Annotated in this window: 8 protein-coding genes and 1 pseudogene; all 9 read left to right on the top strand. The window is 31.1% G+C overall.

The window, feature by feature from the left end:
• The coding region (locus ACLL8X_RS07500; protein WP_411990305.1) for a DUF2972 domain-containing protein at nucleotides 1–1,215 on the top strand (1,215 nt) is incomplete at its 5' end.
• 83 nt (nucleotides 1,216–1,298) lie between these two features.
• Nucleotides 1,299–2,071, top strand: a pseudogene (locus ACLL8X_RS07495) (class I SAM-dependent methyltransferase).
• Between the two features lie 73 nt (nucleotides 2,072–2,144).
• Nucleotides 2,145–2,906 (top strand): class I SAM-dependent methyltransferase, encoded by a 762-nt coding sequence (locus ACLL8X_RS07490; protein ID WP_411990304.1) that lies wholly within the window; start codon nucleotides 2,145–2,147, stop codon nucleotides 2,904–2,906.
• Between the two features lie 36 nt (nucleotides 2,907–2,942).
• On the top strand, nucleotides 2,943–3,467 hold the full coding sequence (locus ACLL8X_RS07485) for an adenylyl-sulfate kinase (RefSeq protein WP_411990306.1): 525 nt from the start codon (nucleotides 2,943–2,945) through the stop codon (nucleotides 3,465–3,467).
• Nucleotides 3,468–3,483: 16 nt separating this feature from the next.
• Entirely contained in the window at nucleotides 3,484–4,812 is a 1,329-nt protein-coding gene (aepX, locus tag ACLL8X_RS07480; RefSeq protein WP_411990303.1) for a phosphoenolpyruvate mutase, read from the top strand.
• Entirely contained in the window at nucleotides 4,812–5,999 is a 1,188-nt protein-coding gene (gene aepY, locus ACLL8X_RS07475) for a phosphonopyruvate decarboxylase (protein WP_411990302.1), read from the top strand. Before aepX ends, aepY begins: the two co-directional genes overlap by 1 nt.
• Nucleotides 5,999–7,057, top strand: coding sequence for a phosphonoacetaldehyde reductase (locus ACLL8X_RS07470; RefSeq protein ID WP_411990301.1), 1,059 nt, complete (start codon nucleotides 5,999–6,001; stop codon nucleotides 7,055–7,057). Before aepY ends, ACLL8X_RS07470 begins: the two co-directional genes overlap by 1 nt.
• 4 nt (nucleotides 7,058–7,061) lie before the next feature.
• A complete protein-coding gene (locus tag ACLL8X_RS07465) occupies nucleotides 7,062–9,128 on the top strand; it encodes a capsule polysaccharide biogenesis protein (protein ID WP_411990300.1) in 2,067 nt (688 codons plus the stop codon).
• Nucleotides 9,129–9,168: 40 nt separating this feature from the next.
• Complete coding sequence (kpsS, locus tag ACLL8X_RS07460; protein WP_411990299.1) at nucleotides 9,169–10,356, top strand: capsule polysaccharide modification protein KpsS; 1,188 nt, start codon at nucleotides 9,169–9,171, stop codon at nucleotides 10,354–10,356.
• Nucleotides 10,357–10,423: the final 67 nt, after the last annotated feature.

Genomic DNA, 10,423 nt, shown 5'->3' with positions numbered 1-10,423 from the left:
CCTAAAAAACTCAATGATAAAAATGAAAGTATTAATTATCATAATATTCCTGCTGAGCTTGCATGGGAGATGAATTTACCTTTACCTGAGAATTATGAGTTTATATGGTTGAGTTCGTCTTTATCGGGACACGGTGCAATGACAATGTTTTTGGAACTTTGTGATGTAAATATTTGCAAATATATTCACCATGACCCAAGTGTTATTTATATGAATATTTTAATGCAACTGTTGAATAATCGTACAAGATATAATATTGTTGCATATACAGATTATACCCATATATATGTTTCTCGACAAGATCTTGCAAGATTTTTAAATCTTTTAGATAAGAATAAACCTGTATTATATTTGGTTAGAGATCCTATTTCAAGGTTAAAAACCGGAGTTAATCATATAAATTTTAAGCTTGACAAACTTGATTATTTCGGCCTAAATACCTCAGTAGATAGAGTTTTGGATAGAGAAACGTATTATTTTGAAGCACCTGTTCCAACATGCGAACATATCAAAACTTATTGGATTTATGCTGAAAGTTTTTTAAGATTAAATTTTTTGACACAATTTTTTAAAACCGAGCAAATTAATTATTTAGATATGTTAAAAATCAAGCCCGAATATATTTTAAATACTTTAGAAGAATTAAATAATTTATATTGCTTTAATAAAATACCTTTAAAAAAGGATATTGATGGTGGTATGGCATATGATGAATTAGGTGTATTATTTCCTCTGACATTACTTGCCAATTTAAAAGATATTGATGAGGATGGTGTCGATGAAATATTTGAGATACTCATCACAACAAAACAAATTTTTAAATTACACAATGTCAAAGACTACAAAGAAATTAATTTTATTCTATTTGAAAATGAAATAGCTTTCGAAAATTTAATTTTTTGTATTCATGAGAAAAAAATTGCTTCTTTTAAAAATAATATGAATTTAATAAAATATGTCCGTTCTTATCTAAAAGAATTTATCGATAAACTTGAAACAAAAATAAATTTAAAAAAGAAACACTTGATCAATGAAGTGCAAATATTGGACTTTTTAAAGTCAAACATATTACTTATGGAAAAATGGAAAGAAATATTTAAAAGAGAATTGGTTCATATCAAACAACATCGCCCCGATATAGTTGCTTCTTGGAAATATTATATGGAATTTGAAAAAATGTGCGAAGAGTTGGATACAACAAATAAAGCAGAGTAAAGCACTTTGGAAAATAGTGGTAATTAATAAAAAATAAAAGTAAAATGGATATAATTTTAAATAAAATTTTAAAAGGAGACTTTATGAAACAGGGAGATTTTACAAATCTGGCAAAACATTATCATAATAGGCCAGCATATAATCCTGCCTTAATTGAAAAACTTATTAGATGTATTAATGATTCTAATAAGGCCATTAAGGATTTGAAAGTTATTGAGGTAGGTGCAGGAACTGGCAAATTTACCAAGATTCTCGCAGAAGAATTTCAGCTTAATGTTACAGCTGTGGAGCCAAATGATAATATGCGTGAAGAAGGAATAAAATTTACTAAAAATTGTTCTAACTTAACATGGAAAAAAGGTAGTGGTGAAGAAACTGGAATTGAAAATGATGCAGCTGATTGGGTTATTATGGCTAGCTCTTTTCACTGGACTGACCCTAAAAAATCTCTACCTGAGTTTAATCGTATATTGATGGGGGGGGGTATTTTACAGCTGTTTGGAATCCGCGTCATATCATAGAAGGTTCAATTTTTGATGAAATCGAAAAGGAAATTAAATATATTGTACCAGAGCTTACTCGTGTAAGCAGTGGCTTACAAAATACAAAGAGATGGGAAGAAATTCTTGTTTCAACAGGGGATTTCACGGATTGCTTTTTTATGGAATGTGATTACAAAGAGTTTTGGGATAAAGAGCGTTATCTTGGAGCTTGGCATTCTGTAAATGATATACAAGCACAAGCAGGTGAAAAAAGATGGAAAGAGATTTTAGAGATGATAGAAGCTAAAATTTCACATATGGAAAAAATCGAGATGTCTTATAAAATAAGAGCTTGGACGGCTAGAAAATTTTAAGCATTTTTTAATATTCCTTCTATAATCATTTTGCTTGTAGATACGATAGATTATTATAGTAAGGGATTAAATGATGAAAAAGATAGTAGAAAATAAGTGGGATTATACGAAACATGCTAAATTTTATAGCTATAGACCAAATTATGCTCCAAAAAGTATTGATATGCTAATTAGTCTTGTAGGTAAGGATAAAATTAGAGTTGCAGATATTGGTGCAGGAACAGGGAATTTAAGCATTATGCTTTTAGAAAGGGATTGTGAGGTAGTATCTGTCGAGCCAAATGATGCTATGCGTGAGATTGGGATAGAAAAAACGCAAGGTAAAAATATTACTTGGATTCGTGCGGTTGCTAATAATTCAACATTGAAAAGTGAAACTTTTGATTGGGTGACATTTGGTAGTAGTTTTGATGTGATTGATAGAAACGAATCTTTGCAAGAGGCTCATCGCTTATTGAGTAAGAACGGATGGTTTACTTGCATGTGGAATCATAGAGATTTAAATGATCCTGTGCAAAAAATTGCTGAAGATACTATTGTAGAATTTGTACCTAATTATACAAGAGGCACAAGAAGGGAAGACCAAAGACCTATTATAGAAAGTCGCAAGGACCTTTTTGATAATATTGTATATACCGAAGAAGATTTTTATTTTCATCAAAATATTGAAAATTATATTAATGCATGGAGAAGCGTTAAGAATAGATACTGGGATGTGGCAACTAAGGAAGGTGAGGAACTTTTAAACAAAATTATGGATAAAATTAAAGAGAGACTTCCGAAAGAGTTTAGTATAAAATATACAACTAGAACTTGGAGTGCTAAAAAAGTATAATGTTTTTTACTTAGATAGAAGGAGTGTGAAGTGTCGATAAAGAACGGCGGAGTAATATGGATATGTGGATTAGCAGGAGCAGGTAAAACTACAATTAGTCAAGGTTTATATGAAATGATAAAAATAAAGCATTCACATACTGTTTTGTTAGATGGGGATGTGCTTAGAGATATCTTGCAAGAGTATGGTTATTCTAGGGAAGCAAGGCTTATGTCCGCTAAGAAAATTTCGTCTTTATGCTCTTTTTTGTCTAAGAATGGCATTATTGTGGTTTGTGCAACTATATCTTTGTTTAACGAGATATATCTATTAAATAGAAAGACGATTGAGAATTATTTTGAAGTTTTTGTGGATTGCCCAATGGATGAGCTGGTTTTAAGAGACCAAAAAGGTTTATATTCTGGTGCATTAAATGGTAATATTAAACATGTTGTAGGTGTTGATTTGGAATATGATAAGCCTAATGCACATTATGTGATAGATAATAGTTCTAGGGTTGATTTGGAGAAGAAGATTGATAATTTATATAATGAAGTAAAATCATTTTTTTGTAAAAATTAAGTTTAAGGAGTGATTTATGAGTGTTGAAAGATCTGTTGTGTATATTGCAATGTCGGCTGATTTAATCCACCCTGGACATATAAATATTATGAAGTTAGCAAGGGAGTATGCTGATAAAATTCAAGGCAAAGTTATATTGGGTTTACTAACTGATTCTGCGATCGCGTCTTATAAACGACTCCCTTATATGAATTATGAACAAAGAAAAGTTGTTGTTGAGAGCATTGGTTTTATTGATGAAGTTGTTCCACAAAATACTTTGAGTTATTCTGAGAATATTATGAAATTTAGACCAAGGTTTGTAATTCATGGAAGTGATTGGAAAGATGGTCCACAAAAGAAAGAAAGGTCAAATGTTATTGCTTTATTGAAGGAGTTAAATTGTGGAGAACTGATAGAACCAAAATATACAGAGGGTATTAGCTCGACTCAACTTAATCAGAATGCTAGATCTCTAGGTATCACAACTAATGCTAGATTAACGCTTTTAAGACGTCTGATTGAAGCGAAAAAACCCCTAAGAATTTTAGAGACCCATTCTGCTATTTCTGCATTGATTGCCGAGAACACTTTTATTGATAAAAATGGGACTAAGATTGAGTTTGATGGTTTTTGGTCTAGTTCATTAACTGACTCTACGAATAGAGGTAAGCCTGACATTGAAGCTGTAGAGTTGTCAAGTCGTCTTAATACAATTAATGAAATTTTTGAAGTTACAACAAAACCTTTAATTTATGATGCTGATACAGGTGGAAAATTGGAACATTTCGTTTTTACGGTTAGGAGTCTTGAGAGAATTGGTGTGTCGGCTGTTATTATTGAAGATAAGATAGGATTGAAAAAGAATTCTTTGCTTGGAAATGATGTGATTCAGAGTCAAGATACTATTGAAAATTTTTGTTTAAAAATACAAGCAGGAAAAAAAGCTCAAATTACTAGTGATTTTATGATTATTGCTAGAATCGAATCTTTGATTTTGGATAAAGGTTTAGAAGATGCGTTACAGAGAGCTTTGGCATATGTTGAAGCAGGTGCAGATGGTATAATGATCCATTCCAGACATAAAGATGGAAGTGAAGTGATTGAATTTCTTAGAAAATTTAGATTGCAAAATCAAGATATTCCAGTTGTAGTTGTACCTACTAGCTTTAATGAAATTAAGGCTAGTGATTTAGCCGAGTATGGAGTCAATGTGGTTATATATGCCAACCATATGCTTCGTGCTTCTTTTGTGGCAATGAAAGCAGTAGCAAAAGAAATTTTAGAAAATGATAGAAGCAAGGAGTCTGAAGATAAATGTATGAAAATTGATGAGATTTTAAATCTTATACCGGGGACTATCTAATGCTTAATATGGAGTTGTTTGGAGAATCATTAAAAAAAATAGGGTGTTCTCAATTTAGTGGGGTCCCTTGTTCATATCTTTCTCCTATGATTAATTATGCTATTAATAAAAAATCCTTTATTATGTCCAATAATGAGGGGGATGCTGTAGCTATTGCTACGGGAATAAGTTTGGCAAATATGAAGCAAAAAGATCAATTTGGCGTTGTATTGATGCAAAATAGTGGATTAAGCAATGCTCTATCGCCTCTTACTTCTTTAAATTATACTTTTGAAATTCCTATTTTGGGTTTTGTTTCTTTGCGAGGGGAAAGAGACATTTATGGTAAAAATACTGATGAGCCACAACATGAACTTTTGGGAATTATTACAGAACGTTTGCTGGAAACTTGCAGTATTGCTTATGATTTTTTATCTCCAGATTATAATGGTGCTATTAGTCAATTACAAACGGCATACAAGTATTTAAAGGAGCAAAAGTGTTATTTCTTTATAGTTAGAAGTAATACTTTTGAAAAATGTTCCTTAAAAAGCTTTGATATCTCTTTAAATATAAAACAAAAGATAATTGAACAAAAATATAGTTTAATAAAATCTCAATCTAAAAGAATTGAAATTTTAGAATATATAAGTGACTTTTCTTATAAAAATAATATTGTACTATTTGCAACCACAGGAAAGACAGGCAGAGAATTATATGAAATTCGTGATACAGAAAATCAGTTATATATGGTGGGTTCTATGGGTTGTGTAAGTTCTTTAGCTTTAGGAGTATCTCTGCAAAATTCAAAGAAAATTATTGCTATTGATGGAGATTCTGCTTTATTAATGAGAATGGGAGTATTAAGCACTAATGCTTTTTATGCAAATATTAATAATAAGGGAAATTTTTGTCATATATTATTGGATAATGAAAGTCATGATAGCACAGGGGGACAGTTTAATCTTTCTCCATTTGTAAGTTTTCCAAAAGTAGCATATTATTGTGGTTATGAAAAAATTTTTACAATAACTTCATTTGACGATTTAGCTCAAGCACTCGATTTCTTTCTTTATCGTAAACAAGGTGGAGCTGTTTTAATTTATATTAAAATTTTAAAGGGTAGTAAAGAAGATTTAGGAAGACCGAAGATTACACCTAAAGAGGTTGCGTTAAGAATGGCATATTTTCTTAATAAGGAGTTATGATGAGTAGTGGCTTTGAGTATTGTAATCCTGTTAAAATTAATTTTAACTTTCCATACAAAAATGTTTTAGATAGTTTAAAAACTGATTCTATTTTATTGCTTACTTCTCAAAGTTTTTATAAAAAAGGTTTAACTAAAATTTTAGAACAGAAATTAGGGGTTCGTTTAAAAGGCGTAGTTTATAATATTTTATCTAATCCTGAAATTGATTATGCAGAGATTATTAAAAAAGATTATGATGATTATGAAGAAATAATAGCTTTGGGTGGAGGAAGTGTTTTAGATATGGCTAAATATTTTAGTGTATCAGGTGATATTACTAGAATTGGTGGAAATTTGAATATGCCTAAACATTGCTCATTTAGACCTATTTATGCTATTCCAACAACAGCAGGAACAAGTAGCGAACTTACCAAGTGGGCTACATTATGGGACACTCCCAATAATATAAAATTTTCATTATCTGATGAAAAACTTTATTGTAGAGAAGCTTTTTATGATCCCTATTTGTTTTTAAGCATTCCAAGAGAACTTACTATATATACAGCTTTAGATGCTTTTTCACATTCTATAGAATCAATTTGGAATAAAAATTCTAATTCCATATCTATCAATCATGCTATTAGGGCAATAGAATTGATTTTGGAATACTTGCCACAATTACAAAACGATTTAAATTCTAAAGAATTGCGATTGAAAATTGCTTTAGCAAGTATTCATGCGGGTTTGGCTTTTTCGAATACTCAAACAGCTTTAGCTCATGCCATTAGTTATCCAATAACTATGAAGCTGGGTATTCCCCATGGACTTGCATGTAGCTTTACGATTCCTATTTTATTGGAATGTATTAGTGATGCAAATATAGATAAAATTTTACTTCCTTACAGAGATAAAATTATTTCTTTATTTCGCATATTAAATATTTCCACGGATTTAAAAAGTTATGGGATAACTAAAGAATTTGTTAAAAATATTTTTGATAATTTAAATTCTAGAGCAAAAAATGGTATGTTTGATTTGGAATTAACAAAGAAGAAGTTTTTGTTTTTAACTAAATAAGATTATGGTTTTTTTCTCAACATCAAAAAAATTGATTGCTAGTATTAGAAATTTTTGTTTTTGTCGTTTTTTTACTCCTTTTAAAAAATTTCAAAATGATAGTATCTTTCTGGGTTGGGGACGCAAGAATTCGGGCTTAAAGGCTATAAAACTAGCTAAAAAATATAAGGCTAGTTTCTTGCTTTTAGAAGATGGTTTTATCCGCTCTTTAAATTTGGGTGTGGAAAATAGTCCTAGTTTTTCTTTGGTTAAAGACAATGTAGGAATTTATTATGATGCCTCAAAGCCTTCAAAGCTTGAAAATATCTTAAATACTTATAAATTTAAAGATGGCGAACTTAGCCAAGCAAAAAAAGCCATAGAACTTATCAAAAAATATAAAATTAGCAAGTATAATAACAACTTAGCCATCCCAAATTCTTATTTCCCAAAAGATGAAAAACGCCTTTTAATCATCACTCAAACAGCCAATGACGCCTCGCTTGAATTTGGACTTGCTAAAGATTTTAACACCCTTGATATGATAAAAGATGCTATCAAGGAAAATCCTGATTTTACCCTTTATATCAAAATTCATCCTGATGTTTTAAGTGGAAAAAAACAAAGCGATTTTGAAGTGAATTCTTTGCCTTTAGAATGTAAAATCATCAGCGAAAATTTTAATCCCATAGCCTTGCTTGAGTATTTTGATAAGGTTTATACCAAAACTTCGGGTATGGGTTTTGAAGCTTTGTTAATGGGTTGTGAATGTGTGTGCTATGGTATGCCTTTTTATGCGGGTTGGGGCTTAACAAAGGATAAATTAGAGTGCAAAAGAAGAACCCAAAAAAGAAGTTTAGAAGAAGTTTTCTATGCCGCTTATATGCTATATACTGAGTATTTTAATCCTTACTCAAATCAAAAAAGTGATATTTTTGATACCCTTAGCACTTTAGCAAAATATAAGCTTATAGAATATGAAAATTCACACAGACTTTTTATGCTAGGCTTTACTCTGTGGAAAAGGCATTTTATCAAGCCCTTTTTCAAGGCTAAAAACAATGAAATTATTTTTTTAAATTCGCTAAAAGCTCTAGCTAAATATAAGCTTAGAGAAAATGATAAATTTTTCATTTGGGGTAAAAGGATTGATTATAACGCCCTTAAAAGCACCCTTATAAAAAAGGCTCAAGTTGAGAATTTGTCTCATTTCGTCCCTAAAATTTCTTTAGTGGAGGATGGTTTTATCCGTTCGGTTTCCCTAGGCTCTGATTTGACGCGTCCTTTTTCTTTGATTATCGATGATTTGGGACTTTATATCGACCCTTCTAAGCCAAGTCGGCTTGAATATATCTTGCAAAATGAGCATTTTGATGAGCAAATTTTGCATAGGGCAAAAAAGCTTATAGCCCTATTAAGAGAGAATAAATTTTCAAAATACAATGCAAGTTCTCACAAAAATTTAAAAATCAATGCCAAACAAGGACAAAAAATCATTTTAATCCCTGCCCAAGTTGAAGATGATGCTTCGATGATTTTGGGTGGTTTTGGCTTATCTAGCCTTGATTTAATCAAAGAAGTGCGTGCGAAAAATCAAGACGCTTATATACTTTATAAAATCCACCCTGATGTGCTAAGTGGTAACCGAGTGGGCTTAAAGGATGAAAAAATCATTTTAGAATTTTGTGATGAAATTCTTAAAGATTGCAGTATTGATAGTGCGATAAAAATTGCCGATGAGATTCATACCATTACTTCTACAAGCGGTTTTGACGCACTTTTAAGATATAAAAAGGTTTTTACTTATGGTATGCCTTTTTATGCAAGCTGGGGTTTGAGCGTTGATAAATATGAGTGTCAAAGACGCACACGAAAACTAAGCCTTGAAGAGCTTGTAGCTGGGGTTTTATTGCTTTATCCTCGTTATATTCATCCAAAGAGTAAAAATTTATGCGAAGTTGAAGTTTGTTTAGCTATAATGTTAAAAATGCAACAAAATTATTTTTCCAAGCCTTATATCAAAATAATTATAGCCTTAAGGAATTTTTTATTAAGACGCTTAAGACGCATTATTGAAAATATAATAAAATAAATTTAAATTCAGCAGACAGGGGGGGGGGGATTGGCATTTTATGAAGATTTCTAAGCTCTTAAAACAAGAATTTAGCACTAAAAATGTCTTACTTTTGCAGGGTCCTGTTGGCACCTTTTTTCATCGTTTAGCTAGGCAAATGAAAAAAAATAAAACCCAAGTTTTTAAGCTTAATTTTAATGGCGGGGATTTTTTATTCTATCTAAGTGGTATAAGATGTAAATGCGATGAAAACCAGCTTGAGAGCTTTTATAAGGACTTTTTTAAAAGCCATAAAATCGAAGCGATTGTAGCGTATAATGATTGTCGCATTATTCACACAAAGGCTATTAAGGTAGCTAAAGAGCTGGGGCTTGGAATTTGGGTTTTTGAAGAAGGATATTTAAGACCTTATTGTATCACTTTAGAAAAAGATGGGGTCAATGCAAATTCTTCCTTGCCCCGTGATAAAAATTTTTATCTTTCTCAAAATATTTCTACAATAGAAAGTGTAAAAGAAATTCCGGGCGGCTTTAAATTTATGGCTTTTAGTGCCTTTTTGTATTGGCTTTTTTCTTTTTTGCTTGCTCCTTTTTTTAATAATAAACTCCACCACCGCACTTTAAATCCTTTTGAATTTTTGTTTTGGTTTCGTTCTTTGTATAGAAAATATCTTTATAAGCTTACGGAAAAAAAGCTGAATGAAAAAATTTATAATTTAGAAAAAAAGTATTTTTTAGCGATTTTGCAAGTTTATAACGATACGCAGATTAAGCACCATTACAAAAAAAGCATAGAGGACTTTATAGAAGAGACTATACTTTCTTTTGCCAATCACGCAAGGGCGAAGTCTTATTTGGTTTTTAAACACCATCCTATGGATAGGGGTTATAAAGATTATGCCAAGCTTATTGAGAAGTTGAGTGAAAAATACCATGTAGAAGGCAGGATTTTATATGTGCATGATAGCCACTTACCCACTCTTTTAAAAAAGGCTTTAGGCTGTATTACCATAAATTCCACCGTGGGACTGAGTGCTATTTTAGAAGGCTGTCCTACTAAGGTTTGTGGTAAGGCTTTTTATGATTTTGAAGGCTTGTCTTATCCTAAAAAGCTGCAGTTTTTTTGGCGCGAGGCTCACGCTTATAAGCCCAATCCCATTTTGGTGGGTAATTTTAAAAAACACCTTTTAACTTCCAATCAATTCAATGGAAATTTTTACAAAAATTCCTTTTTGGAAGGAAGTTAAGAAAAATCTTAATCCGACAAAAAAAGACCGCTTAAGAGCTTTTTTAAGGGCTTTTTGTTAAGATTTT

Origin of the sequence: Campylobacter parajejuni, assembly GCF_046764905.1 — a bacterium.
Taxonomy (GTDB): Bacteria; Campylobacterota; Campylobacteria; order Campylobacterales; family Campylobacteraceae; genus Campylobacter_D.
The sequence above is the reverse complement of the archived record's forward strand: the minus strand, read 5'-3'. Positions and strand labels throughout refer to the sequence as shown.

Excerpts from the sequence above, each read along its gene's own strand:
- kpsS (WP_411990299.1), top strand. The coding sequence starts at position 9,169 with ATGAAGATTTCTAAGCTCTTAAAACAAGAATTTAGCACTAAAAATGTC.
- ACLL8X_RS07465 (WP_411990300.1), top strand. The coding sequence starts at position 7,062 with ATGGTTTTTTTCTCAACATCAAAAAAATTGATTGCTAGTATTAGAAAT.
- ACLL8X_RS07490 (WP_411990304.1), top strand. The coding sequence starts at position 2,145 with ATGAAAAAGATAGTAGAAAATAAGTGGGATTATACGAAACATGCTAAA.
- aepY (WP_411990302.1), top strand. The coding sequence starts at position 4,812 with ATGCTTAATATGGAGTTGTTTGGAGAATCATTAAAAAAAATAGGGTGT.
- aepX (WP_411990303.1), top strand. The coding sequence starts at position 3,484 with ATGAGTGTTGAAAGATCTGTTGTGTATATTGCAATGTCGGCTGATTTA.
- ACLL8X_RS07470 (WP_411990301.1), top strand. The coding sequence starts at position 5,999 with ATGAGTAGTGGCTTTGAGTATTGTAATCCTGTTAAAATTAATTTTAAC.